Here is a 26,531-nt window from a genome sequence, read left to right on the forward strand (position 1 = left end):
CGCTCTCGGACACGCACCCTGAGCAACGCGGAAGGGCCGCCGGGGGACATGGGCGGCCCGCGAACCGACCGGAGCGCGCGTCGCCCGCCGGCTCAGCCGGAACCGCGCAGCGCCGCCGCGGCCTTGGGCCAGTTCCCGCGCAGGTTCGCGAGGTACGAACCGGCTTGCGGCCCGGGCTTGACGCCGCGCGCGAACGCCGCCATGTTGCCCGCGCCCGCGTTGTACCCGAGGGCCATCAGCTCCTCCTTGGTGTACGGCCCCGGCCAGGACTCCGGGAGCTGCGCGGCCAGGTCGCGCAGGTGCCAGGACTCCGCCCGGATGGCCAGCGCCGGGTCGTCCGGCAGATCGAACCAGCTGCGGTCCGCGAACGGGCGCCCCCGCTTCGTCTCGTCGTAGGCGGCCCGGTGCATGTTGGCCACCCCGAACGCCGAGTCCGGCTTCATCTTCTGCCAGGACTTCTCGAACTCCGGATCGTGCGGTTTGTACGCCTCGTTGTAGAGGATCGCCATCACCAGCCGCGCGCTCACGCCCGCTTCCTTGGCGTACCGCTTCACCTGCGGGGCATAGCGGGCGGGGTCCTGGTCGCCGCCCGGTTTCTCCGGGGACTTCTGGTCGATCGGGGTGTCCGCCGGCGACGGGCGGCCCGACGCCGCCGTACGGTCCCGGGGCTTCCCGTCGTCCCCGCCGCCGCACGCCGTCGCCCCACCGGCGACGGCCGCCAGGACGGCCGCGGCGGCCAACGACGACCGGAGCCTGCGGTGCTTCCTCACGTTCTTCCTCCTGACGCGTCGCTGCGGGCCCTCCGCCACGACCGTACACAGCCGGCCGGGCGGGCGCGGCCGGCCGCGGTCGGCCGGGTACGGCCGCGTACGGCCGTACGGGACGCCCATGGCATGCTGATGCCGTGAACCGACCCGAGATCACCGTGACCTTCGCCCCCGAACTGAGGCTCTTCGTCCCCGCCGAACGCCGGGCCGAGCGGATGACCGTCGTCACCGACGGATCGTCGTCCCTCGGGCATGTGATCGAGTCGCTGGGCATGCCGCTCACCGAGGCCGGCCGGCTGCTCGTCGACGGCCGCGAGGTGTCCGTGTCCCATGTACCGGCGGCGGGCGAGACGGTGGAGGTGCGGGCGGTCGAACGCCCGCAGCGGGTCCCCGGGGCGCCCCTGCGCTTCCTGCTCGACGTCCACCTCGGGACGCTGGCCCGGCGGCTGCGCCTGCTGGGCGTCGACGCCGCCTACGAGAGCGAGGACATCGGCGACCCCGCCCTCGCCGCCCGCTCCGCAGCCGAACGCCGGGTGATGCTCTCCCGCGACCGCGGCCTGCTGCGCCGCCGGGAGCTGTGGGCCGGCGCGTACGTCTACAGCGACCGGCCCGACGACCAACTGCGCGACGTCCTCGGCCGGTTCGCCCCGCCGCTCGCGCCGTGGACCCGCTGCACCGCCTGCAACGGGGAGCTCCGGGACGCCGACAAGGACTCCGTCGGCGAGCTCCTGGAGCACGGCACGCGCCGCACCTACGACGTCTTCGCGCAGTGCGCGGCCTGCGAGCGCGTGTACTGGCGGGGCGCGCACCACGCCCGGCTGGAGGCGATCGTGCGGGACGCGCTGCGGGAGTTCGGCGGGGCCGCGGAGGCCGGGGTCGAGGCGGGTTCGCTCACGGCAGGGTGAGGATGCGGGGGCCGTCGTCCGTGACGGCCACCGTGTGCTCGATGTGGGCCGCGCGGCTGCCGTCGGTGGTCACCATCGTCCAGCCGTCGTCGGCGGTGCGGTAGGCGTCGCGCCCGCCGGCCATCAGCATCGGCTCGATCGCGAGCACCAGCCCGTGTCGCAGCGGGTAACCCCGGCGCGGGCGGCCGCGGTTGGGCACGTGGGGGTCCTCGTGCATCTCCCGGCCGATGCCGTGGCCGCCGAAGTCGGCCGGCATGCCGCAGCGCGCCTTCGTCGCCACGGTGCCGACGGCGTGCGAGATGTCGCCCACGCGCCCGCCGGCGCGGGCGGCGGCGATGCCGGCGTCCAGGGCCTCCTGGGTGCGGGCGATGAGCTCGGTGTCGGCCGGCCGGGCCGTCCCTACGGTGAAGCTGACGGCCGCGTCGCCCGCCCAGCCGTCCAGCAGGGCCCCGCAGTCGACGCTGAGCAGGTCGCCGTCGCGCAGCCGGTAGCCGGTCGGTATGCCGTGCGCCACCGCGTCGTTGACGGACGTGCAGATCACCCCGGGGAACGGCACCGGCGCGAACGACGGCTGGTACCCGAGGAACGGCGACTTCGCGCCCGCCTCCGCCAGCACCCCGCGGGCCACCTCGTCCAGCTCCCGGAGGCTCACCCCGACGGCCGCCGCCTCCCGTACGGCGGCCAGCGCGCGGGCCACCACCCGGCCCGCCTCGCGCATCGCCTCCAGCTGGCCGTCGCTCTTGATCTCGACCATGTCCTCCGACGCTCCCCTCACCCGATTCTCATACCGGTATTGGTATCCCGGTATTGATATCACGGTATTAGTATTGCCGTCATGGTGAGAACTCCTCTGACCCCCTGGGAACGCCGACGCGGCGAGATCTTCGGCGCGCTGGTCCGGCAGGCCCGGGGCGACCGCAGCATGGTGGAGGTCGCCGCGGCGGCCGGCGTCTCCGCGGAGACCCTGCGCAAGATCGAGACGGGCCGGGCCCCGACCCCGGCCTTCTTCACGGTGGCGGCCCTGGCCGGGGCCCTCGGCATCTCCCTGGACGCGCTGGCGGCCGCCGCGCAGCCGGACGAGGGCGCCGTCGCGGGGGAGGACGGGGTGGCGCTGTCGGCGTAGGCGCTTCGGGCGCGGAGAACGCCGGACGGGCCGGTGGGGCCCGTCCGGCGTCCGATGGTGAGCGGGCTCAGGACTCCTCGGCCGGAGCGGCGGCCTCCGCCGCTGCCGCCTCGGCGGGCGCTCCCGCCTCCTCCTCCGCTTCCTCCTCCTCGGGCGGCGCCTCGGTCTGCGCGGCGACGACCTGGAGCACGGCCGTGCTCTCGTCGACGGCCAGCGTCGTGCCGCGCGGCAGCGGCACGTCCCCCGCCCGGACGGTGTGCCCGGCCTCCAGGCCCTCGATCGACACCGTCAGCCCCTCCGGGATGTGCGTGGCCTCCGCCTCGACGGGCAGCGCGTTGAGCATGTGCTCCAACAGGTTGCCGCCGGGGGCCAGTTCGCCCTCGGTGTGCACCGGCACCTCGACCGTGACCTTCTCGCCCTTCTTGACGGCCAGGAAGTCCGCGTGGACGAGGAAGCCCTTCAGCGGGTCGCGCTGCACCTCCTTGGGGATCACCAACTCGCCGCCCTTCCCGCCGAGTTGCAGGCGGAGCAGCACGTTCGGCGTCTTCAGCGCCATCATCAGGGCGTGCCCGTCGAGCGTCACGTGCTTCGGATCGGCTCCGTGGCCGTAGATGACTCCCGGTACCTTGTCCTCCCGGCGGATGCGACGGGCGGCGCCCTTGCCGAAATCGGTGCGCGTTTCGGCGGCCAGCTTGACCTCGGCCATGACTGCTCTCCTCGTGTGTCGTCGTCTCCGGACCGTCCGGTGAGCGTCACCCGGACCCCGGAGACCCGTACGAAGAGAGCGCGACGGGACGGATCGCCGCACCCCATGAGTACGGCCTCCCTCGCCGAGCAACGCGCGGCGAGTGTACCCAGGGGCGGAGGCGCATCATCCGCTTTGTGCGCCGGATGGCGCACCGCTTTCCCGCTCGACCGTGCGGGACATCCGGCGGACCGCCTCCTCCAGCACCTCCGGCGAGGTGGCGAAGTTCAATCGGACGTAGCCGGCGCCGCCCGCGCCGAAGGGCGGGCCCGGGGTCAGCGCGACGCGCCCGCGCTCCAGGAAGGCGGCGGCCGGATCGTCGCCCAGGCCGGTGGACCGGCAGTCCAGCCACACCAGGTAGCCGCCCTGCGGGCGGAGGTATCCCACCTCGGGCAGGTGCCGCGCGAGCAGGTCGCCGAGCAGCCGGCGGTTCGCGTCCAGCCCGCCGAGCAGGGCGTCGAGCCAGTCACCGGCGTGCCGCAGGGCGGCGGTGTGGGCCAGCACGCCCAGATGGCCGGGGCCGTGGCTCGCCTCGGGCGGCATCCGGCGCAGGTCACCGGCGGCCTCCGGCCCGGCCACGACCAGGGCGGCCTTGAGGCCCGCCAGGTTCCACGCCTTGGACGCGGACACGACCGAGAAGGCGTCCTCCGCCCCCGGCACCGACAGGTAGGGCACGAACGCGGCCCCCGGCAGCACCAGCGGGGCATGGATCTCGTCGGCGACGACCCGCACCCCGTACCGCCGCGCCAGCTCCGCGACGGCCGTGAGCTCCGGCCGCGTGTGGACCGTCCCCGTCGGGTTGTGCGGACTGCTCAGCAGCAGGGCGGCGCGCCGCCCGCCGGCCACGGCCTCCCGGAAGGCCGCCTCCAGGGCGCCGGCGTCCAGTCGTCCGGCGCCGTCCAGCGGCGCCGCCACGACCCGCCGTCCCTCGTGCGCGACGAAGGCGTGGAACGGCGGGTAGACGGGCGGGGTGAGCACCACCGCGTCGCCCGGTCCGGTCACCAGCCGCAGCACTTCGACGACGCCGCGCATCACGTCCGCCACCACCGCCGTACGGTCCGGTGCGACGCCGTCCCACCCCCAGCGCTCCCGCGCGAACCCCGCCAGCGCCTCGGCATAGCCCGCGCCCGTCGCGTACCCGGTGTCGCCCAGGGCCACGGCCTCGGTCAGCACCCGGGCCACGGGCTCGGGGAGCGGCACGTCCATCTCCGCGACCCACAGCGGCAGGACGTCCGGCGGGTACGTCCGCCACTTGGCGCTCGTACGGCGGCGCAGCCGGTCGAGGGAGAGCTCGCGCAGCGGGTCGGTGTGCTCGTTCGACGACATGGGGTCATTGTGCGCGCCGGTGACGCGTGCTGACGACGCGTCACCAGGACGCGGCCGGGAGCGCCCGGCGAGAGGGCGCTCCCGAGGCCCGGCGCCGCGTCACGACGGCGTGTGTGCGAGCTCCTGGGCGAGGTGGTGGGCGAGCTGGGCGGCGGTGGGGTTCTCGACGATCGCGACCATGGCGATCTCCAGCCCGGTCAACGCCATGAGGGTCTTGGTGAGTTCGAGGGCGGTGAGGGAGTTGAGGCCGTTCTCGAGGAAGTTGCTGTCGTCGTCGAGCTGTGTGTCGAGGATCGTGCCCGCCTCGGTGCGGACGACCTCGGTGAGGAGTTTCTCGCGCTGCTCGGGAGTGGCCTCCGCGAGCCGACGCTCGATCTCGGTGGTTCCGTGGTCCGGGGTGCCGGCGGTCATGGATGCTCCTGTGAGGTGTCAGACGGTGGTGTGGTCGTGCAGCCAGTAGCGGGTGGTGCGGAAGGGGTACGTCGGCAGGTCGACGGTGCGCGGCTCGGCGGCGTACCGCAGGACCGGGGCCCAGTCGACGGTGGTGCCGGTGGTGTGGAGACCGGCGAGGGTGGTCAGGAGCGCCTCGCCGGCGTCCTGCCCGGCGTCGAGCAGGACGCGCCCTCCGGACCCGGGAGCGCGTCCCAGGTGGATCAGGGTGTGGGTGTCGGGGGAGGGGAGCGCGGCGGGGGCGGGGGAGTCGAGGTGGTGGTGCCAGTAGGCGGGCGTGGTGACGTCGGCGTCGTCCGGGGCGGTGCCGGTCAGCGTGAGCGCGGCGGGCCGGCAGGTGATCTCCTCCAGGGCCTCCCGGTACGCCTCCGCGGCGGGCGGCCGGGCGGCGTCGGCCGTGGCCCGGACGTGGGCGGCGGCGAGCCGGCACGCGTCGTCGAGGGTGAGGACGCCGGCGGCGTACGCGGCGGCGACGTGGCCGAGGCCCTCCCCGGCGACCGTGTGGGGGCGGGCCCCGGCCTCGAGGAGCAGCCGGGCGAGCGCGGTCTGCGCGGCGAAGCGGCCGAGCGGGGCGTGGCCGGGGTGCGGGCCCGGGAGGTGCGTGCCCAGGAGGGCGCGGACCTCGTCGAGGGCGGCGGTGAAAGCCGGGATGTGCGTGGGGAGTCCGGCGTCGGCCGGGGCGGGCGCGGAGGGCCCCTCGGCGCCGAAGTGCCAGGCGGTCTTCCTGGGAGACTCGTCGGGGGCGCTCAGGGCCACGTCCGGGTGGTCGTCCCCGGCGGCCAGCGCCTCGGCCGCGGCGAGCAGCCCGGAGTGCTCACGGCCGACGATGACGGCGCGGTGCTCGAAGGTGGTCCGCGTGGCGGCCAGCGAGTAGCCCACCTCGGCGGGGGTGGGCGCCGGGTCCGCGCCGGTCAGGTGTACGACGAGGTCCCGCGCCAGGGCCCGCAGGGCCTCGGGGGTACGGGCGGACAGCGGCCAGGCCACGAGCCGTCCGGGCGGGACGGGCTCGGCGGCGCCCGCCGTCGCCGCGGCGGGTTCCGGGGCCTCCTCGACGATGAGGTGGGCGTTGGTCCCGGAGGTGGCGAACGCCGAGACCCCGGCGCGCCGGGGACGGTCCCGGCGGGGCCAGTCGACCGGGTCGGTGAGCAGCCGCACCGCTCCCTTCTTCCACATCGCCAGCGGGGTGGGGCGGTCGACGTGGAGCGTGCGCGGAAGGACGCCGTGCCGCAGGGCCTGGACCATCTTGATGAGCGCGGCGGTCCCGGCGGCGCCCTGGGTGTGCCCGGTGTTGGACTTGACGGAGCCGAGCCACAGGGGCCGCTCCTCCGGACGGTGGGCGCCGTAGGTGGCGATGAGGGCCTGGGCCTCGATGGCGTCGCCGATGGGGGTGCCCGTCCCGTGGGCCTCGACGGCGTCGATCTCGTCCGGGGTGAGCCGTGCGTCGGCGAGGGCGGCCCGGATGACGTGCTGCTGCGAGGGGCCGTTGGGGGCGGCCAGACCGTAGCCGGCGCCGTCCTGGTTCAGGGCGGAGCCCCGGATGACGGCGAGCACCGGGTGGCCGTTGGCCCGGGCGTCGGCGAGGCGCTCCAGGAGGACCAGGCCGGCGCCCTCCGCCAGCCCCATGCCGTCCGCCGCCGCGGCGAAGGGCTTGCAACGCCCGTCGGCGGCGAGGGACTTCTGGTGGGCGAAGGCGTGGAAGGTGTGGGGGGTGGACATGACGGTCCCGCCGCCGGCGAGGGCGAGCGCGCACTCGCCGCGGCGCAGCGCCTGGCAGGCCAGATGGATGGCGACCAGGGAGGACGAGCAGGCCGTGTCCACGGTGATCGCGGGGCCCTCCAGGCCGAGCGCGTAGGCGATCCGGCCGGATACGAGGCTGCCCGAGGTGCCGCCGCCGAGGTAGGGCAGCAGCTCGTCGGGTGCGCTGTCCAGGCGGGTCGCGTAGTCGTGGCCGGTGGCACCGACGTAGACGCCGGTGAGGGTGGAGCGCAGGGTGTGCGGGGCGATGCGGCCGCGCTCGACGGTCTCCCAGGCGAGCTGGAGCATGAGCCGCTGCAGCGGCTCGGTGGCCAGCGCCTCGGTGGCGCTGATGTCGAAGAAGCCCGCGTCGAAGCCGGCGGCGTCCGGCACGAAGCCGCCGAGCTCGGCGTACGGGGGGTCCTCGGGGACGTCCCAGGCACGGTCGCCGGGGAAGCCGGTGACGGCGTCCCTCCCCTCGGCGACCAGCTCCCACAGGTCCTCGGGGGTGCGGGTACCGCCCGGGAGCCGGCAGGACATGGCGACGACGGCGACCGGCTCGTGGCCGGCCGCCTCGAGGTCGCGCAGCCGCCGCTGCGCCCGGTGCAGCTCCGCGGTGGTCCACTTGAGGTATTCGACCAGCTTCTCTTCGTTCGCCACGGAAATGATCAGCCTTCCTCGGTCGAGCATGAGGCCTCAAGCGGCCGTGCGGTGCCGCAGGCCGCAGCCAGGGTCGCCGCGCGCGCTTAAGCGGCGCTAACCCCCGGCTTGCCGAGGGGGTTCAGCGGGCGGCGGAGACCGCGCCGGCGAGCCGGAGCAGGTCGGCGGCGACCTCGTCGGGGGCGCTCGCGTGCAGGTCGTGGTCGGAGCCGTCGTACCAGCGCACCCGGACCCGGTCCAGGGCGGCCTCGGCGGCGTCCACCCACGCGCGGACCTGGTCGACGAGCTGCGGGATGTTCGGGATGACGGGCAGCAGCACGACGGGCACGGAGATCTTCGGGTACCAGTCGGCGGGGGACTCGCGCTGGAGGCTCTCGACGATCGACATGACCTGCTCCGCGGTCATCCGCGGGATCAGCAGCCCGTCCGGGCTGAGGTGGTAGTCGGCCAGCCGCGCCTCGACGGCCGCGGGCGACCAGTCGGGGTGCACGCTGCGGAGGTAGGCGCGCATGTCGGCGGCCCTGGTGGTGCCTTCCTGCGCACGCCGCACGACGTCGGCGGTGCGCTCCCAGAAGGCGCGCATCACCGGTCCGTCGAACTCGTACCAGCCGCCGTCGACCAGGGCCAACCCGTCGACCAGGCGCGGGTGTTCGGCGGCCAGGCGGAGCGCCAGGTGCCCGCCCCAGGAGTGCCCGGCGACGAGGGCGTGCTCCAGCTCCAGGGCGGCGAACGTCCTGGCGAGGTCGGCGACGACGGCGGCGTGCTCGTACCCGTCCGGCGGGGTGTCGGAGGCGCCGTGGCCGCGCTGGTCGACGGCGTAGACCGGGTGCCCGGCGGCCGCGAGGCGCTCGGCGACCTCGTCCCACATCCGGGCGTTCGACAGCAGTCCGTGCAGCAGGACGAAGGGTCTGCCCGGGGCGTCCGGTCCGGCGGCGGGCCGGTGGCGGACGGCGAGGGAGACGGTCTTCGACACGGGTATGCGGAGGTTCTTCACAGGTGGGCCCTCGGTGGCGGGAAGGGGCAGGGGCGCTGTGCGGGGGCGACGGCGTACGCGTCCCGGCGGGCGCGGGTCCGTGCGGCGCGGCCGTCGCGGGCACCGGCGGCGCGTGCGAGCGAGCGCCGGTTGCCGGAGATCGAAGCCTGCCGTACGGCCGGGGCCGGGGCAATCCCCGGCCCCCGCGGCGACCCGGTCGGCGGGGGGATTGCCCCGGCCTAAAAAATGAGAGTACGCTCCGACAAGAAGTTGAACTCTCGTTAGGAGGTGGACTCTCGTGTCAGCAGATCTGGGGGCGCGCAGGTGGTGGGCCGTCGGGGCTCTCGTGCTTGCGTCCCTGGTCGTGGGCTTCGATGTGACGATCCTGAGCCTGGCCCTGCCGGCCATGGCCGATGACCTGGGCGCCAACAACGTCGAGCTGCAGTGGTTCGTCACGTCGTACACGCTGGTCTTCGCCGCCGGGATGATCCCGGCCGGCGTGCTCGGGGACCGCTACGGGCGCAAGAAGATCCTGCTCGTCGCCCTGGTGATCTTCGGATTGGCCTCGCTGGCCTGCGCCTACTCCACGTCGTCGGGCACGTTCATCGCCGCGCGGGCGGTGCTCGGCCTCGGCGCCGCCCTGATCATGCCGACGACGCTGTCGCTGCTGCCGGTGATGTTCTCCGACGAGGAGCGTCCCAAGGCGATCGGCGCGGTGGCGGGCGCGGCGATGCTGGCCTACCCGCTCGGCCCGATCCTGGGCGGCTACCTCCTCAACCACTTCTGGTGGGGAGCGGTCTTCCTGATCAACGTGCCGGTGGTGATCCTCGCCTTCCTCGCGGTCTCCGCCTGGCTGCCGGAGTCGAAGGCGTCGCAGGTCAAGCGGTTCGACATGGGCGGCCTGGTGTTCTCCAGCGTCGGCCTGGCCGCGATGACCTACGGGGTGATCCAGGGCGGCGAGAAGGGCTGGACGGACGTCACCACGCTGGCGCCGCTGCTCGGCGGCCTGCTCGCCGTCGTCGTCTTCGTGCTCTGGGAGAAGCGGGCGACCGACCCGCTGGTCGACCTGTCGCTGTTCCGCTCGGCCCGGTTCACCTCGGGCACCCTGCTCGGCACGGTCATCAACTTCACCATGTTCGGCGTGCTGTTCACGATGCCGCAGTACTACCAGGCGATCCTGGGCACCGACGCGATGGGCAGCGGCTTCCGGCTGCTGCCGATGGTCGGCGGCCTGCTCGTGGGTGTCTCCATCGCCGGGAAGATCGCCAAGGCCATGGGGCCGAAGGCCGCGGTGGCCCTGGGCTTCGTCCTCCTCGCCGCCGCCCTGTTCTACGGCGCGACCACGGACACCGGCAGCGGCACCGGCCTCGCGGCCACCTGGACCGCCGCCTACGGACTGGGCCTCGGCTTCGCCCTCCCCACCGCCATGGACGCCGCCCTCGGCGAGCTGTCGACGGAGAGCGCGGGTGTCGGCTCGGCGGTCAACCAGTCCATCCGCACCCTCGGCGGAAGCTTCGGCGCGGCCATCCTCGGCTCCATCCTCAACTCCAGCTACCGCGGCAAGCTCGACGTCGGCGACCTGCCCCAGCGTGCGCAGGACGCGATCCAGGACTCCGTCTTCGGCGGCCTGGCCGTCGCCCGCGCGGTGAAGTCATCCGAACTCGCCGACATGGTCAGCTCCGCCTTCGTCCACGGCCTGGACGTCGTCCTGGTGGTCTCCGCCGGCCTCGGACTGTTCGGCGCGCTGCTCGCCGCGGTGATGCTGCCCCGGCAGGTTGGTGATCGCGCCGCCGAGCCCGCAAAATCTCAGCATGAAGCCGCAGACGCAGCCTGACCAGGCCAAACCGGTGACGGGCCTGAGAGAACGCAAGAAGGCCAGGACCAAGGCCGCAATCCAGCGGGAGGCGGTGCGGATGTTCCGGGAACAGGGCTACACGGCCACGACCATCGAGCAGATCGCCGAGGCCGCCGAGGTCGCCCCCAGCACCGTCTTCCGCTACTTCCCGACCAAGCAGGACCTGGTCTTCTCGCACGACTACGATCTGCCCTTCGCGATGATGCTCCAGGCGCAGTCGCCCGACCTCACACCGATCCAGGCGGAGCGCCGGACCATCAGGTCCATGCTCGAGGACATCCCGCCCGAGGAACTGGCCCTCCAGCGCGAGCGCTGGGTCCTCATCATCTCCGAGCCGGAGCTGTGGGGGGCCAGCCTGGGCAACATGAGCCGGACCATGGAGATCATGTCCGAGCAGGTGGCCAAGCGCGCCGGCCGCGACCCGGGCGACGCCTCGGTCCGCGCCTACGCCGGGGCGGTCTTCGGGGTGATGCTCCAGGTCTCCCTGGAGTGGGCGAAGAACCCGGAGCTGGACTTCGCCGTCGCCCTCGACGAGGCACTCCTGTTCCTGGAGGACCTGCGGCCCTGACCGCGGTCCACCACCCCGGGGCGGTCCCACGCCCCCGACCGACGGCCGTACGCGGCGGAGCCCCCGCCCACCGCGTACGGCACCCCGCGAGCCCCGGCCCCCCCGGCGGGACCCGCGAGGACCCCGGCCGGCCGTGCGCGGCTTCGCTTCCCCCGCCTGCCGCGCACGGCCCACCCCCGGCGCGTCCCGACCCCCGTACGGGACGCGCCGGGGGACGGGTGTCTCAGGCGCCCGTGCGGACCGGACGGCCCGCGCCCAGCGCGTCGGCGACGATCTCCGCCACCCGCTCCATGCAGGCGTCCAGGTAGAAGTGCCCGCCGGGCAGCACATGCAGCTCGAAGTCACCGTTGGTGCGCTCCCGCCACGTCGCCGCCTCCGCGGGCGAGGTCCGCTCGTCCGCGTCCCCGATCAGCGCCGTCACCGGACAGTCCAGCCGCTCCGGACCCGGCGGCACGTAGGCGCCGACAGCGCGGTAGTCCGCCCGCAGCGCGGGCAGGATCAGGGCCTGCAGCTCCTCGCTGGCGAAGAACCTCTCGTCGGTCCCGCCCAGCGACCGCAGGTGCGCCAGGATGTCCCCGTCGCCGGGCGGACCGGCCGAGCCCTCCGGCCGGTAGGGCCGCGCGACGCCGCCGGAGGCGAACAGCCGCACCGGACGGCCGGGACCACCCGGGCCCCGCAGCCGACGGGCCACCTCGAACGCCACGAGGGCGCCCATGCTGTGCCCGAACAGGGCGAACGGCTTGTCACCGGGCGGCAATCGGTCCACCACCGCGTCGGCGAGATCCGGCACCGACTCCAGGCACGGCTCGGCGTGCCGGTCCTGCCGCCCCGGATACTGCACCGCCAGCACCTCGACACCCGGCGAGAGCAGACGCGACAGGCCGAAGAAGTAACTCGCCGAGCCGCCCGCGAACGGAAAACACAGCAGCCGCACCGGCGCGCCCGCGCCGTCGTGGTACCGGCGCAACCACAGCCCGGCCCCCGCTCCCCACTCCTCCGGTACGCCCTTGGCAGCCTCGCTCATGGCACTCCCTCTCGTCCCGTCGTCCCGCGGCGGATGCTCCGCCCGGAGCCCGCGTGCCCGGGGCCGCAGCCGGCCCGGCCCGTCCGGCGCACACCGGTCCCTACCGGTCTCTTACGCGCCCGATGCTGACCGCGACCCATAGCGGCGGACTAAAGCGGCAGGCGGCAAGACGGGGTTTGGCTCCCCTTTAGAGACCCCGCTCACGATGAGCGCGGTACTCGAAGCGATCTCCGATTTCGGACCGGGAGCGCAGTTGATGTTGTGTGGCAGTCAGTTGTCCCTCCTGCGAACGCGCCTGACGTGATGGCGACTTCCCCCACAGGGCCGGGCGCCCGACCCGAACCCGTCGCCGTCGTCGGCATGGCCTGCCGCCTGCCCGGAGCATCCGACCCAGCCGCGTTCTGGCGGCTCCTGAGCGAGGGCCGCGACGCCGTGCGCCCCACCCCGCCCGCGCGGCGGCGGGCGGACTCCGGCCTCACCGGGCCGGGCGGCTACCTGGACCGCGTCGACGGCTTCGACGCGGACTTCTTCCGCGTCAGCCCGCGCGAGGCCGTGGCGATGGACCCGCAGCAGCGGCTCCTCCTCGAACTCAGCTGGGAAGCGTTCGAGGACGCCGGGATCCGGCCGCCCGACCTGGCCCGCAGCCGCACCGGCGTCTTCGTCGGCGCGATCTGGGACGACTACACCCACGTCCTGCGCCGCCAGGCCCACCGGCACCAGGCCGTCACCCGGCACACCATGACCGGCGTCCACCGCAGCATCCTGGCCAACCGCATCTCGTACACCCACCACCTGACCGGCCCCAGCCTCACCGTGGACACCGCGCAGTCCTCCTCGCTGGTCGCCCTGCACCTGGCCTGCGAGAGCCTGCGGAACGGCGAGTCCGAGCTCGCCCTCGCCGGCGGCGTCAACCTCATCTGCTCCCCGGAGAGCACCGAGCTGGCCGCCGCCCGCTTCGGCGGCCTCTCGGCCACCGGCCGCTGCCACACCTTCGACGCCCGGGCCGACGGTTTCGTCCGCGGCGAGGGCGGCGGCCTGGTGGTGCTCAAACCGCTGGCGGCCGCCCGGCGCGACGGCGACACCGTGTACTGCGTGATCCGGGGGAGTGCCGTCAACAGCGACGGCGCCACCGACGGCCTGACCCTGCCCAGCGGGCGGGCGCAGCAGGACGTGGTGCGATTGGCCTGCCAGGACGCGGGTGTGACGCCCCATCAGGTGCAGTACGTCGAACTCCACGGCACCGGAACCCCCGTGGGAGACCCGATCGAGGCCGCGGCCCTCGGTGCCGTGCTGGGCATGGACGGCGCGCGCACGACGCCCCTCGCCGTCGGCTCCGTCAAGACGAACGTCGGCCACCTCGAAGCCGCCGCCGGAATCACCGGGTTCATCAAGACGGCCCTGAGCATCCACCACCGCAAGCTCCCGCCGAGCCTGAACTTCGACGCCCCCAACCCGGCCATCCCGCTCACCGGCCTCGGCCTCGTCGTCCAGCGACGGCTGGGTGACTGGCCACGTCCCGAACGGCCGCTGATCGCCGGGGTGTCGTCGTTCGGTATGGGCGGCACCAACGGGCACGTCGTCCTGGCCGCGGCACCCGACGAGGAGAGGGGCGCCGGGCGCGCCGCCGCGGCGAAGCCTTCCGCCGAGCCGACGCCGGCGCCCGGTGAGTCGGCAGCGGTGTCCGTCGCGATGACGCCGGTGTCCGCTGAGACGACGCGGGCGCCCGGTGAGTCGGCGGCGGCATCCGTCGGGTCGACGCCGGTCCCGACCGAGTCGACACCGGCGTCCGTCGCGGCGCCGGCGGGACCCGCCGCGTCGGTTCCGGTGGCCTGGCCCGTCAGTGCCCACAGTGTCGCCGCCCTTCGTGCCCAAGCCACCCGGCTGCGCGACCACTTGGCCGCCCGGTCCGCCCCGGACCCCGCCGCGGTGGCCCACGCGCTGGTCACCCGCCGTACCGCCCTGACCCACCGCGCCGTCCTGCTCGGCGGCGGCACCGGCGAGCTGCTCACCGCCCTCGACGCGCTCGCCGAAGGCGCGGACACCGCCTCCGTCGTGACGGGCGAGGCGGTCACCGAGGGCGGCACCGCCTTCCTCTTCAGCGGCCAGGGAGCCCAACGGTTGGGGATGGGCCGTGCGTTGTACGACGCCTTCCCCGTCTTCGCCGACGCCCTCGACGAGGCGTTCGCAGCGCTCGACGCCCACCTGGACCGCCCGCTGCGCGACATCGTCTTCGGCGACGGCCCGGAGCCGGGCACCCTCCTCGACCGGACGGAGTACACCCAGCCCGCGCTCTTCGCGATCGAGACGAGCCTGTACCGCCTCGTGTCCTCCTTCGGCCTCCGGGCCGGCCACCTGCTGGGCCACTCCGTCGGCGAGATCGCCGCCGCGCACGTGGCCGGTGCCCTCTCGCTGCCGGACGCGAGCGCGCTCGTCGCCACGCGCGGCCGCCTGATGCAGGCCGTACGGGCGGACGGCGCGATGGCCGCCTGGCAGGCGAGCGCGGACGAGGCCGCCGAGCTGCTCGCCGGGTACGAGGAGCGGGTCACCCTCGCCGCGGTCAACGGCCCGCACTCCGTCGTCGTGTCCGGCGACCGCGACACCGTCGGGGAACTGACCGCCGCCTGGCGGCGACGCGGCCGCAAGACCAGCCACCTGAAGGTCAGCCACGCCTTCCACTCGCCCCACATGGACCCGGCCCTCGACGAGCTGCGCACCGTCGCGGCGGGGCTGACCTTCCACGAACCCGCCATCCCGATCGTCTCCAACGTCACCGGCCGCCCGGTCACCGCGGCCGACCTCTCGCGTCCGGACTACTGGGCGGAACACGCGCGCAGGCCCGTGCAGTTCCTGTCCGGCGTACACCACCTCTGCGAGCAGGGCGTGGCCACGTTCGTCGAACTGGGCCCGGACGCCCCGCTGTCCGCGATGGCCCGCGAGTGCTTCCCCGCCACCGGCGCCCCGGGCCGCCCGCGCCCCGCCGCGATCGCGGTGTGCCGCAGAGGCCGCGCCGAGACGGGCACGCTGCTGACGGCCCTGGCCCAGGCGTACGTGCGCGGCGCCGACGTCGACTGCACCGCCGGGCAGGCCGCCGCGGGCCATGGTGGTCGCGTCAGCCTGCCGACCTACGCCTTCCAGCGCGAACGCCACTGGCCGGACACCGATTCGGCGGCCACCCCGGCCGCGCCGCGGGAGACCCCCGCACGGCACGAGGAACCGACGCCGGCCTCCGCGCGGCACGAGGAACCGACGCCGACCGAACCGGCCGGCCCGGCCGCGCTCCCCGAGACCGACGTCCTCGCCCTGGTCACGCGGCAGGTGGCCGTCGTCCTCGGCGCCGCCCCCGGCGCGGTCGACCCGGCGCGGACCTTCAAGCAGCTCGGCTTCGACTCCATGGCCGCCACCGAACTGAGCGAACGGCTCGGCGCGGCCACCGGACTCGGACTGACCGCCACCCTCACCTTCGACCACCCGACCCCCCTGGCCGTCGCCGAGCACCTGCGGACCCTCCTCACCGGCGCACCCGAAAGCGCCGCACCCGAAACCGCCGCCTCCGCGACCGCCCGCCCGGGCGCGGCCGACGCCGACGACGACCCCGTCGTCATCGTCGCCATGAGCTGCCGCTACCCCGGCGGCGGAGACTCGCCCGAGGATCTGTGGCGGCTGGTCTCCGAACGCGCCGACGCCATCGGGGATTTCCCCGGTGACCGCGGCTGGGACCTGGAGCGGCTGTTCCACGCCGACGGCGAGCGCTCCGGCACCAGCCACACCCGCCAGGGCGGATTCCTCTACGGCGCGGCCGACTTCGACGCCGAGTTCTTCGGCATCAGCCCGCGCGAGGCACTGGCCGTCGACCCGCAGCAGCGGCTGCTCCTCGAGTGCGCCTGGGAGGCGTTCGAGCGGGCCGGCTACGACCCGCACCTGCTCAAGGGCAGTCCCACCGGCGTCTTCGTCGGCATGACGGGCCAGGACTACGGCCCCCGGCTGCACGAACCCGCGCAGTCGACCGACGGTTACCTGCTGACGGGCAGCACACCCAGCGTGGCCTCGGGCCGGGTGTCGTTCACGTTCGGGCTGGAGGGCCCCGCCCTCACGGTGGACACCGCGTGCTCGTCCTCCCTCGTCGCGCTCCACCTGGCGGCCCAGGCGCTGCGGCGCGGCGAGTGCGACCTGGCCCTGGCCGGGGGCGCCACGGTCCTCGCCACACCGGGCATGTTCACCGAGTTCTCCCGGCAGCGCGGACTGGCCCCCGACGGCCGCTGCAAACCCTTCGCGAACGCCGCCGACGGCACCGGCTGGGCCGAGGGCGTCGGCCTCGTCCTCCTGGAGCGCCTCTCGGACGCACGCCGCCGGGGGCACCGGGTCCTCGCGGTGGTCAAGGGGTCCGCCGTCAACCAGGACGGCGCGAGCAACGGCCTCACCGCCCCCAACGGCCCCTCCCAGCAGCGCGTCATCCGCGCCGCCCTCGCCGCCGCGCGCCTGGAGGCGACCGAGGTGGACGTGGTCGAGGCACACGGCACCGGGACCACCCTGGGCGACCCGATCGAGGCCCAGGCCCTCATCGCCACCTACGGCCGCGGACGCTCCGCCGACCACCCGCTGTGGCTGGGATCGGTGAAGTCGAACATCGGTCACACCCAGGCCGCCGCCGGCGTCGCCGGCGTGATCAAGATGGTGATGGCGCTCCGCCACGAGCTGCTCCCCGCCACCCTGCATGTGGACGAACCGAGCCGGCACGTCGACTGGTCGCCGGGCACCGTGCGGCTGCTCACCGAGCCCGTCGCCTGGTCGCGCGGCGAACGCCCGCGCCGGGCCGGGATCTCCTCCTTCGGCATCTCCGGGACCAACGCCCACCTCGTCCTGGAGGAAGCGCCCCACGAGGAGGCTTCATACGAGGAAGCGGTCGGGCGGGTGGCGGACGGCGCCGCGGTGGTCCCGTGGGTGCTCTCCGGGCGGACGGCCGACGCCCTGCGCGCACAGGCACGCCGGCTCGGCTCCTTCGTGACGGCAGCACCGTCCGTGACGGCCGCGGACGTGGGCTGGGCACTCGCCTCGACACGGTCGGCGTTCGAGCACCGTGCCGTGGTGGTGGGGAAGGACCGCGAGGACCTGCTGGAACAGGTCGGCGCGCTCGCCTCCGGCGACACCCCGGCAGGGACGCCGACGGGAGCCGTCGGCCCCGGCCCGGTGCTGGTGTTCCCGGGGCAGGGGTCGCAGTGGGTCGGGATGGGGGCTCGGCTGCTTGATGAGTCGCCGGTGTTCGCGGCTCGGATTGCCGAGTGTGAGCGGGCGTTGTCTCCGTATGTCGACTGGTCGCTGACGGAGGTGTTGCGCGGGAACGACGATGCGTTGTCGCGGGTGGAGGTGGTGCAGCCGGTTCTGTGGGCGGTGATGGTTTCCCTCGCCGCCGTCTGGGCCGAGTACGGGGTCAAGCCCGCTGCCGTGATCGGTCATTCACAAGGTGAGATGGCCGCGGCGGTGGTGGCCGGTGCGTTGTCGTTGGAGGATGCGGCGCGGATCGTCGCCGTGCGCAGTGATGCGTTGAGGCGGTTGGCCGGTCGGGGTGCGATGGCTTCCCTCGGTGTGGGCCGGGAGATTGCCGAAGAGCTGATCGACGGGCATGCGGGAGTCGGCGTCGCCGCCGTGAACGGGCCTTCGTCGACGGTGGTTTCGGGTCCGCCGGAGCAGGTGGCGGCCGTGGTCGCGGAAGCCGAGGCGCAAGGCCATCGCGCCCGCCTGATCGATGTGGATTACGCCTCGCACGGTCCACAGGTGGACGAGATCGCGGATCTGCTGGCCGACCGCCTGAGCGGTGTCGAGCCCCTCGCCACGGACATCGCGTTCTATTCCACGGTCACCGCAGGCCGGATCGACACCGCCGACCTCACCTCCGACTACTGGATCACGAACCTGCGGCAGCGGGTCCGCTTCGCCGAGACGGTCGAGGCGTTGCTGGCGGACGGATACCGCGTCTTCATCGAGGCCAGCCCGCACCCCGTACTGACCCTCGGCCTCCAGGAGACCTTCGAGGCGGCCGAGGCGGACGCCGTGACCGTGCCCACGCTGCGACGTGACGACGGCGGCCTCGCCCGCCTGGCCCGGTCGCTGGGTGACGCCTTCGGCGCGGGCTGCGCCGTCCGGTGGACGAAGTGGTTCGCGGCCTCCGGCAGGCCCGCGCTCGACCTGCCCACGTACCCCTTCCAGCGTCGGCGCTACTGGCTGGAGGCGCCCGCAGGCGGTCAGGATGCCGCCGCCCTCGGCCTGTCGCCGGCCGGGCATCCGCTGCTGGGTGCCGCCACCGAACTCGCCGACGGCGGTGTGCGCCTGCTCACCGGGCGCATCGGCAGGCACAGCCACCCGTGGCTCGCCCAGCACACCCTCTTCGGCACGGCTCTCGTGCCCGCCTCGGTCCTCACCGAGTGGGCTTTGCGCGCCGCCGACGAGGCCGGATGCGCGGGCGTCGAAGAGCTCACGTTCGAGACGCCGCTCGTACTGCCCGAGACCGGGGGCGTGCGGGTGCAGATCGCCGTGGGCCCGGCCGACGAGCGGGACGGGCAGCGCGACATCCACATCCACGCCCGCCCAGACGAAGCCGCGGACCCCACCGGAAACACGGGCTGGACCTGCCACGCCAGCGGCCGACTGGCCGCCGAGGCGGCCGAACCGCCGGTCGCGACGGAGGGCGCGTGGCCGCCCCCCGGCGCCGTACCCTTCGACCTGGACGGCTTCTACGAGGGCGCCGCCGCGTCCGGCGTCGGCTACGGACCCGCCTTCCGGGGCGTGCGCGCGATGTGGCGTCGTGGCGACGACCTGTACGCCGAGGTGACACTCCCTCAGGACAGCAGCGGCGCAGACGAGTTCGGTATCCATCCCGCCCTCCTCGATGCCGTGCTGCACCCCGCTGTGCTCGCCGAACCGGCCGAGGCGGACCACGTGTGGCTGCCCTTCACCCTGACCGGGGTCTCCCTGTGGGCCTCCGGCGCCACCTCCGCGCGCGTCCGTCTCACCCCTCTCGACGGGCGGGATGACGCGCAGCCGGGGCGGGCCTGGCAGGTCCGGGTCAGCGACCTCGCCGGGGCCGACGTGCTCACCTGCGAGGCCCTCGTCCTGGTGACGGCAACGGCCGAGCGGCTGCGGGCCGCCGAAGAGGCCGCCGCACCGACGGCGTCGACGGGCCCCCGCACCGTCCCGCACGCCCCGGCCCGGCGCTCGGCCGCCAACCACCGCCCTCCCACGGACTGGGCCGGCCGCCTGGCCCCCCTGTCCGCCGCCGAACAGCTCGGAGTGCTCATCGACTCCGTCCGCGCCCACGCCGCCGCGGTCCTCGGCCGTACCGACCCGGACGCGCTGCGCGGCGACGCCACGTTCAAACAACTGGGTCTGGACTCGCTCACCGCCGTCGAGCTGCGCAACCGGCTCGTCGCGGACACCGGTCTGCGTCTGCCCACCGCCCTCGTCTTCCGCTACCCGACCCCCGCGGCCATCGCCGGCCACCTGCGCGAACGGCTGACCGCCCAGGAAGGTGCGGCCGGAAACGAGGCGCCGGCCGGGGCGCGGTCCGGGCCGCTCACCACCGACACCGTCCTGAGCGGCCTGACCCGCATGGAGAACGACCTGACCGCGATCGCCACCCGCCTGCCCCACGGGGACGCGGGGGAGATCACCACCCGGCTCGAGGCGCTGCTGGCCCGGTGGAAGTCCACGAACGCCGCGGCGGACGGCGACAGCGCCGCCCACCGGCTCAAGGCCGCGTCCGCCGATCAGATCTTCGACTTCATCGACAACGAGCTGGGCGTCTCGCGCGACACCGCGCCCGCGAACCCCACTCCGAAGGCCGGGTGACCCCACATGCCGAGCGAAGAGCAACTGGTCGAGTATCTGCGCCGCGTGACCACCGAACTCCACGACACGAAGCAGCGCCTGCGCCAGGCGGAGGACCGCCACCAGGAACCGATCGCGATCGTCGGCATGGCCTGCCGGTTCCCCGGCGGCGTGACCTCGCCCGAGGACCTGTGGAGTCTGGTCGCCGCGGGCAAGGACGCCATCGAGGACTTCCCCGCCGACCGCGGCTGGGACCTCGACGCGCTCTACCACCCCGACCCCGCCCACTACGGCACCAGCTATGTGCGGCACGGCGGGTTCGTGGACGACGCGTGCTCCTTCGACGCCGACTTCTTCGGCATCAGCCCCCGCGAGGCGCTGGCCATGGACCCGCAGCAGCGCTTGATGCTGGAGACCTCCTGGGAACTGTTCGAGCGCTCCGGCATCGTGCCCGCCACGCTCAAGGGCAGCCGCACCGGCGTCTACGCCGGGGTATCGAGCGAGGACTACCTGTCCCAACTCCCGCGCATCCCCGAGGGGTTCGAGGGGCACGCCACCACCGGCAGCCTCACCAGCGTCATCTCGGGCCGGGTCGCCTACACCTACGGCCTGGAGGGCCCGGCGGTCACCGTCGACACGGCCTGCTCCGCCTCCCTCGTGGCCGTCCACCTGGCCTGCCAGGCGCTGCGCCAGCGCGAGTGCGACCTGGCGGTGGCGGGCGGCGTGCTCGTGCTGTCCAGCCCGCTGATGTTCACCGAGTTCTGCCGCCAGCGCGGCCTGGCCCCCGACGGCCGCTGCAAGCCCTTCGCCGCGGCGGCCGACGGCACCGGCTTCTCCGAGGGCATCGGCCTGATCCTGCTGGAGCGCCTCTCCGACGCCCGCCGCAACGGCCACGACGTCCTCGCCGTCGTCCGGGGTTCGGCCGTCAACCAGGACGGCGCCAGCAACGGCCTCACCGCGCCCAACGACGCCGCGCAGGAGAACGTCATCCGCGCCGCCCTGGCCGGCGCCCGGCTGACGCCCGCCGAGGTGGACGTCGTGGAGGCGCACGGCACCGGCACCAAGCTGGGCGACCCCATCGAAGCCCAGGCCCTGCTCGCCACGTACGGGCAGCACCGCGACCGGCCCCTGCTGCTCGGCTCGCTCAAGTCCAACATCGGCCACACGCACGCCACCGCGGGCGTCGCCGGCGTCATCAAGACGGTCATGGCGATCCGGCAGGGCGTCGTGCCCGCGACGCTCCACGTCGAGGAGCTCAGCCCGCACGTCGACTGGGAGGCCGGGGCGGTCGAGGTCGTCACCGAGCCCACCATGTGGCCGGACACGGGCCACCCGCGCCGGGCCGGCGTCTCCGCGTTCGGTATCTCGGGGACGAACGCGCATGTGATCCTGGAGGAGGCGCCGGCGGAGGTTTCCGACGAGGGTGTGCCGGAGCCTGTTCCGGGTGCGGTGGTGCCGTGGGTGGTGTCCGGGCGTACGGGTGAGGCGCTGCGGGAGCAGGCCCGTCGTTTGGGTGCCTTCGCGTCGGAGAACTCCTCGCTGATGGACGTGGGGTGGTCGCTGGCGACGTCGCGCGCGGCCTTCGAGCACCGGGCCGTGGTGGTGGGCCGGGACGTCGGTCAGGCGGTCGCGGGTCTTGAGGCGCTGGCCGCGGGTGAGGTGTCGGCGGATGTGGTGTCCGGGGTGGCCGGTGATGTGGGTCCGGGGCCGGTGCTGGTGTTCCCGGGGCAGGGGTCGCAGTGGGCGGGTATGGGTGCCCAACTGCTGGATGAGTCACCGGTGTTCGCGGCTCGGATTGCCGAGTGCGAGCGGGCGTTGTCTCCGTATGTGGATTGGTCGTTGGTCGAGGTGTTGCGCGGGAGCGGCGATGTGTTGTCGCGGGTGGAGGTGGTGCAGCCGGTTCTGTGGGCGGTGATGGTCTCGTTGGCCGCTGTGTGGGCGGAGTACGGGGTCAGGCCCGCTGCGGTGATCGGTCATTCGCAAGGTGAGATGGCTGCGGCGGTGGTGGCTGGTGCGTTGTCGTTGGAGGATGCGGCGCGGGTCGTCGCGGTGCGTAGTGATGCGTTGAGGAGGTTGGCCGGTCGGGGTGCGATGGCTTCTCTCGGCGTGGGCCGGGAGGTTGCCGAGGAGCTGATCGACGGGCGTACCGGGGTGGGCGTCGCTGCCGTGAACGGCCCGTCCTCCACGGTTGTTTCCGGTCCTGCGGAGCAGGTGGCGGCGGTCGTGGCCGACGCGAAGGGGCGCGAGCTGCGTGCCCGCCTGATCGATGTGGACTATGCCTCGCACGGTCCGCAGGTGGACGAGATCGCGGACCTGCTGGCCGACCGTTTGAGCGGTGTCGAGCCCTTGGCGACCGACACTGCGTTCTACTCCACGGTCACTGCCGGCCGGATCGACACTGCCACTCTGACCTCGGACTACTGGGTCACGAACCTGCGGCAGCAGGTCCGCTTCGCCGACACCATCGAGGCGCTGCTGGCGGACGGCTATCGCGTCTTCATCGAGGCCGGCCCGCATCCGGTGCTGAACCTGGGCATGGAGGAGACCATCGAGCGGGCGGGCGTTTCCGCGACGGTGGTGCCCACCCTGCGCCGTGACCACGGCGACGCCGTCCAGCTCGCGCATTCCGTCGCACGCGCGTTCACCGCTGGCGTGGAGGTCGACTGGCGGCGTTTCTTCCCCGCCGATCCCACCCCCCGTACCGTCGACCTGCCCACCTACGCCTTCCAGCGCCGGCGCTACTGGCTGGCCGATTCCTCGGCCAGGGCTGGTGCCGTACATGACGTCCGTTCCGCTTCGGGGCACGCGCTGCTGCCCACCTCGGTCGCGCTGGCCGGTGGGGGAGTGGTGCTCGACGGCCGGATCTCCGCCGAGGGCCGTGGCCGGCTGGGCGGGCACGTGGTGGCCGGGACGGCCCTGGTGCCGGGAGCTGCCATGGTGGAGTGGGCGCTGCGGGCCGCCGACGAGGCGGGCTGCGCCACCGTGGAGGAGCTGACGCTCCGCGCGCCGCTCGTGCTTCCCGCCTCCGGGAGCGTCGACGTTCAGGTCGCCGTGGGGGCGCCCGATGCGCAGGGCCGGTGCGACATACAGGTGTACTCGCGTCCGGAGGGGTCCGACGCGGCATGGGTGTGCCATGCCGCCGGCGAGCTGGGGCGCGAGCCGGCGGGCCGGCCACCCGGGCAGGCGGGGCAGTGGCCCCCGGCCGATGCCGAGCCGGTGGAACTGAGCGGTTTCTACGAGCGCCTCGCCGCCGCGGGGTACGAGTACGGCCCGGCGTTCCAGGGACTGCGGGCGCTGTGGCGGCAGGGCGACGAGCTGCTGGCCGAGGTGGCGCTGCCCGAACAGGCCGGTGCCGCCGACGGGTTCGGCATCCACCCGGCGCTGCTCGACGCCGCCCTGCACCCGCTGCTGCTCGCCGAACGCTTCGGGGACGGGCAGGTGTTGCTGCCGTTCTCCTGGAGCGGTGTGTCGCTGTGGGCCGCCGGCGCCACCGCTGCGCGGGTGCGGATCTCCGGGCTGAGCGGGGGTGCCGAGGAGACGGTGCGCGTGACCGTGACCGACCCGGCGGGCGGGCCGGTGGCGGACGTGGCGGCCCTGCGGCTGCGTTCCACCAGCGCCCGGCAGGTACGGGCCGCCGCGGCGCCGGGTACGGACGGGCTCTACGAGCTGCGCTGGACACCGCTGTCCCTGCCGCACGCCACCGGCGGACCCTTGGCGTCGGCGGTCCTGGGCGGTCCCGGCCTCGGCCCGGACCGCTACCCGGGCCTGGACGCGCTCGTCGACGCCGTGGCCGCCGGAGCCCCGGTGCCCGACCTCGTGTTCGCGCCGGTGGACACCAGCGCGGGCGACGAACTGGACGTGACCGCACGTGCGTTGGATCTCGTGCAGAGGTTCCTGGACGCGCCGCTCCTGGACCGGGCCCGGCTGGTGCTCGTCACCCGGAGCGCGGTGGACGCCGCCGAGCCGTCCGACGGCGCGGCCGCGCCGGGCGGACCGGACCTCGCTGGCGCCGCCGTGTGGGGGCTCGTCCGCAGCGCCCAGTCGGAGAACCCGGACCGCCTCGTCCTGCTCGACCTGGACGCTCCCTTCGACCGGGACACCCGCGACGCCGTCACCGCGGCGGTGCGGGGCGCGGTGGGCGTGGGCGAGCCGCAACTCGCCGTGCGCGGCAGGCGGTTGTTCGTCCCCCGGTGGGAGCGGGCGGCCGGGAGCGCCGAGCTCGCCGCGCCGCCCGGGGAGCGGGCCTGGCGCCTGGTCGGCGGGCCGTCCGGAACGCTGGACGACGTCACGGCGGTGGCCTGCGACGATGTACTGCGGCCGCTCGGGCCCGGTGAGGTCCGTATCGCCGTGCACGCGGCGGGCGTCAACTTCCGCGATGTGCTGATCGCGTTGGGCATGTACCCCGACCCGGACGCCCTGCCGGGCACGGAGGCCGCCGGTGTGGTCACCGAGGTCGGTCCCGGTGTCGCGCGCGTGGCGGTCGGCGACCGGGTGATGGGCATGCTGGAGGGCGCGTTCGGGCCGTGGGCCGTCGCCGACGAGCGGACGCTGGCCCCCGTCCCGCGGGGCTGGGACATGCGGGAAGCGGCCGCCGCCCCCGCCGCGTACCTGACGGCCTGGTACGCCCTGGTGGAACTGGCCGGCCTGCGAGCCGGGGAGTCGGTGCTGATCCATGCCGCGACCGGCGGCGTGGGCATGGCGGCGGTACGGATAGCCCGCCACCTGGGTGCCGAGGTGTACGCCACCGCGAGCCCCGCCAAGCACGGCCTGCTGGAGGCCATGGGTGTCGACGCCGCCCACCGGGCCTCCTCGCGCGACGCCGGCTTCGAGGAAGCGGTCCGGCGGGCGACCGGCGGGCGCGGTGTGGACGTCGTCCTCAACAGCCTCACCGGCGAACTCCTCGATGCCTCAATGCGGTTGCTGGGCGAGGGCGGCCGGTTCCTGGAGATGGGCAAGACCGATGTGCGCGACCCCGGGACCGTCGCCCGGGAGCACCCCGGCGTCACGTACCGCGCCTTCGACCTGGTCGCCGATGCCGGCCCCGACCGGCTCGGCGCGATGCTCGACCGCCTGGGCGAACTGTTCGCGTCGGGCGGGCTGGACCCGCTGCCGGTCGGGGCCTGGCCGCTCGGCCGGGCGCGGGAGGCGTTCCGGTTCATGAGCCAGGCCAAGCACACCGGCAAACTGGTGCTCGACGTACCCGCACCGCTCGACCCGGACGGGACCGTCCTCGTCACCGGCGGCACCGGCACCATCGGCGCCGCGGTCGCCGAACACCTGGCGCGCACGGGGGAGAGCCGGCACCTGCTGCTGGTGAGCCGCAGCGGCCCCGACGCCGACGGAGCCCCCGAACTCGCCGCCCGCCTCGCCGAACTGGGCGCGGAGGCCACGTTCGTGGCGGCCGACGTGAGCGCGCCCGGTGCCGTGGCCGAACTGCTCGCCGGGATCGACCCGGCACATCCGCTGACCGGCGTCGTCCACGCGGCCGGGACACTCGACAACGCCCTGATCGGCTCGCAGAGTTCCGAGCGCCTCGCTCGCGTGTGGCAGGCCAAGGCCGCCGCCGCGCGGCTGCTCCACGAGGCGACGGAGGACGCGCGGCTCGGGATGTTCGTCGTGTTCTCCTCCTTCGCCTCAACCCTCGGCACGCCGGGGCAGGCCAACTACGCTGCCGCCAACGCCTATTGCGACGCACTCGCCCGGCACCGGCGGTCCCGGGGCCTGCCGGGCCTGTCCGTGGCGTGGGGGCTGTGGGAGGCGGTGAGCGGCCTCACCGGGACGCTGTCCGCGGCGGACCGGGCCCGTATCGACCGCTACGGCATCCGCCCCACCAGCGCGGCGAAGGGCTGCGCCCTGCTGTCCGCCGCCCGCGCCCACGGCCGCCCCGACCTGCTCGCCCTGGACCTCGACGCGCGGGTGCCCGCGGCCTCGCCGACGGCCGTGCCCGTCGTGCTGCGCGCCCTCGCCGCCGCCGGGGCCCCGGCGGTCTCCCGGCCCACGGCCGCCACCGGCGCCGCCGGCGACGCGGCCGACTGGCCCGGCAGGCTCGCCGGCCTGACCGGCGAGGAGCGACTGGCGCTGCTGACCGACCTGGTACGCGGCCACGCCGCCGGTGTACTCGGCCACACCGACCCGGGCGCGGTGCAGACGGACACGCGGTTCAAGGAACTCGGCTTCGACTCGCTGACCGCCGTCGAGCTGCGCAACCGGCTCGCCGCCGCCACCGGTCTGAAGCTGCCCGCCGCCCTGGTCTTCGACTACCCGCAGCCTCAGGCGCTCGCCGCCCACCTCGTCGAACGGCTCGCCCCGGAGGGCGCGCCCGCCACGACGGACGACATCACCGCCCAGGTCCTGCGGGAGGTGGCGCGCGTCGAGCACACCCTGTCCGCGGCCGTCGCACAGGACCTCGACCGGGCGGCGGTCGCGGAACGGCTGGAGGCGCTCCTCGCGCGGTTCACGGCGGCGGCACCCGACGCCGCCGCGGACCGGCTGGACGCCGCCACCGCCGAGCAAGTACTGGACTTCATCGACAACGAACTGGGGGTGTGAGGCGAGTGCACGCCGCACACCTCGCGACCACCGG

14 protein-coding genes are annotated in these 26,531 nt (G+C 74.4%); 6 read left to right on the forward strand and 8 right to left on the reverse strand.

Translation table 11 applies throughout. From position 1 onward, the window contains the following. Positions 1-92 precede the first annotated feature (92 nt). On the reverse strand, positions 93-770 hold the full coding sequence (locus K7I03_RS31070; RefSeq protein WP_185941081.1) for a lytic transglycosylase domain-containing protein: 678 nt from the start codon (positions 768-770) through the stop codon (positions 93-95). A gap of 134 nt (positions 771-904) precedes the next feature. Between K7I03_RS31070 and K7I03_RS31075 the strand changes: the two genes are divergently transcribed. Further along, entirely contained in the window at positions 905-1,672 is a 768-nt protein-coding gene (locus K7I03_RS31075) for a Mut7-C RNAse domain-containing protein (RefSeq protein WP_185941080.1), read from the forward strand. Here the strand turns inward: K7I03_RS31075 and map are convergent. Continuing rightward, a complete protein-coding gene (gene map, locus K7I03_RS31080) occupies positions 1,659-2,426 on the reverse strand; it encodes a type I methionyl aminopeptidase (RefSeq protein WP_185941322.1) in 768 nt (255 codons plus the stop codon). The two genes, K7I03_RS31075 and map, sit on opposite strands and share 14 nt — an antisense overlap. A gap of 81 nt (positions 2,427-2,507) precedes the next feature. Here map and K7I03_RS31085 point away from each other — a divergent pair, with 81 nt between their 5' ends. Further along, positions 2,508-2,795: a helix-turn-helix domain-containing protein gene (locus tag K7I03_RS31085; protein WP_185941079.1), complete on the forward strand. Its 288-nt coding sequence runs from the start codon at positions 2,508-2,510 to the stop codon at positions 2,793-2,795. Positions 2,796-2,862: 67 nt separating this feature from the next. Here the strand turns inward: K7I03_RS31085 and K7I03_RS31090 are convergent, their stop codons facing one another. From K7I03_RS31090 to K7I03_RS31110, 5 genes are all read right to left on the reverse strand, one after another. Continuing rightward, on the reverse strand, positions 2,863-3,501 hold the full coding sequence (locus tag K7I03_RS31090) for a 50S ribosomal protein L25/general stress protein Ctc (protein ID WP_185941078.1): 639 nt from the start codon (positions 3,499-3,501) through the stop codon (positions 2,863-2,865). Between the two features lie 165 nt (positions 3,502-3,666). Further along, on the reverse strand, positions 3,667-4,866 hold the full coding sequence (locus K7I03_RS31095; protein WP_185941077.1) for a MalY/PatB family protein: 1,200 nt from the start codon (positions 4,864-4,866) through the stop codon (positions 3,667-3,669). Positions 4,867-4,965: 99 nt separating this feature from the next. Beyond that, positions 4,966-5,277 carry an acyl carrier protein gene (locus tag K7I03_RS31100; RefSeq protein WP_185941076.1) on the reverse strand — a complete coding sequence of 104 codons (312 nt, stop codon included), beginning with the start codon at positions 5,275-5,277 and terminating at the stop codon, positions 4,966-4,968. Between the two features lie 18 nt (positions 5,278-5,295). Further along, the gene (locus K7I03_RS31105; protein WP_185941075.1) at positions 5,296-7,710 is read right to left on the reverse strand and encodes a type I polyketide synthase; all 2,415 of its coding nucleotides are present in this window, start codon (positions 7,708-7,710) and stop codon (positions 5,296-5,298) included. A gap of 121 nt (positions 7,711-7,831) precedes the next feature. Next, a complete protein-coding gene (locus tag K7I03_RS31110; RefSeq protein WP_224347301.1) occupies positions 7,832-8,683 on the reverse strand; it encodes an alpha/beta fold hydrolase in 852 nt (283 codons plus the stop codon). Positions 8,684-8,981: 298 nt separating this feature from the next. Between K7I03_RS31110 and K7I03_RS31115 the strand changes: the two genes are divergently transcribed. Then, positions 8,982-10,517, forward strand: a complete 1,536-nt coding sequence (locus K7I03_RS31115; RefSeq protein WP_224347302.1) for a DHA2 family efflux MFS transporter permease subunit — start codon at positions 8,982-8,984, stop codon at positions 10,515-10,517. Further along, positions 10,495-11,106 (forward strand): TetR/AcrR family transcriptional regulator, encoded by a 612-nt coding sequence (locus K7I03_RS31120; RefSeq protein ID WP_185941073.1) that lies wholly within the window; start codon positions 10,495-10,497, stop codon positions 11,104-11,106. Before K7I03_RS31115 ends, K7I03_RS31120 begins: the two co-directional genes overlap by 23 nt. A 223-nt stretch (positions 11,107-11,329) precedes the next feature. Here K7I03_RS31120 and K7I03_RS31125 read toward each other — a convergent pair whose 3' ends face one another. Continuing rightward, entirely contained in the window at positions 11,330-12,130 is an 801-nt protein-coding gene (locus K7I03_RS31125) for a thioesterase II family protein (protein WP_185941072.1), read from the reverse strand. Between the two features lie 303 nt (positions 12,131-12,433). Here K7I03_RS31125 and K7I03_RS31130 point away from each other — a divergent pair, with 303 nt between their 5' ends. Both K7I03_RS31130 and K7I03_RS31135 read left to right on the forward strand, forming a co-directional pair. Continuing rightward, positions 12,434-19,969 carry a type I polyketide synthase gene (locus tag K7I03_RS31130; protein ID WP_185941071.1) on the forward strand — a complete coding sequence of 2,512 codons (7,536 nt, stop codon included), beginning with the start codon at positions 12,434-12,436 and terminating at the stop codon, positions 19,967-19,969. Positions 19,970-20,014: 45 nt separating this feature from the next. After that, positions 20,015-26,497 (forward strand): type I polyketide synthase, encoded by a 6,483-nt coding sequence (locus tag K7I03_RS31135; protein ID WP_399474490.1) that lies wholly within the window; start codon positions 20,015-20,017, stop codon positions 26,495-26,497. Positions 26,498-26,531: the final 34 nt, after the last annotated feature.

Source organism: Streptomyces mobaraensis (assembly GCF_020099395.1).
Classification (GTDB): Bacteria; Actinomycetota; Actinomycetes; order Streptomycetales; family Streptomycetaceae; genus Streptomyces.

Bases quoted from the DNA above. Each gene is read 5' to 3' on its own strand.
- map (WP_185941322.1), bottom strand. From the start codon at position 2,426: ATGGTCGAGATCAAGAGCGACGGCCAGCTGGAGGCGATGCGCGAGGCG.
- K7I03_RS31085 (WP_185941079.1), top strand. From the start codon at position 2,508: ATGGTGAGAACTCCTCTGACCCCCTGGGAACGCCGACGCGGCGAGATC.
- K7I03_RS31090 (WP_185941078.1), bottom strand. From the start codon at position 3,501: ATGGCCGAGGTCAAGCTGGCCGCCGAAACGCGCACCGATTTCGGCAAG.
- K7I03_RS31095 (WP_185941077.1), bottom strand. From the start codon at position 4,866: ATGTCGTCGAACGAGCACACCGACCCGCTGCGCGAGCTCTCCCTCGAC.
- K7I03_RS31100 (WP_185941076.1), bottom strand. From the start codon at position 5,277: ATGACCGCCGGCACCCCGGACCACGGAACCACCGAGATCGAGCGTCGG.
- K7I03_RS31120 (WP_185941073.1), top strand. From the start codon at position 10,495: ATGAAGCCGCAGACGCAGCCTGACCAGGCCAAACCGGTGACGGGCCTG.
- K7I03_RS31125 (WP_185941072.1), bottom strand. From the start codon at position 12,130: ATGAGCGAGGCTGCCAAGGGCGTACCGGAGGAGTGGGGAGCGGGGGCC.
- K7I03_RS31130 (WP_185941071.1), top strand. From the start codon at position 12,434: ATGGCGACTTCCCCCACAGGGCCGGGCGCCCGACCCGAACCCGTCGCC.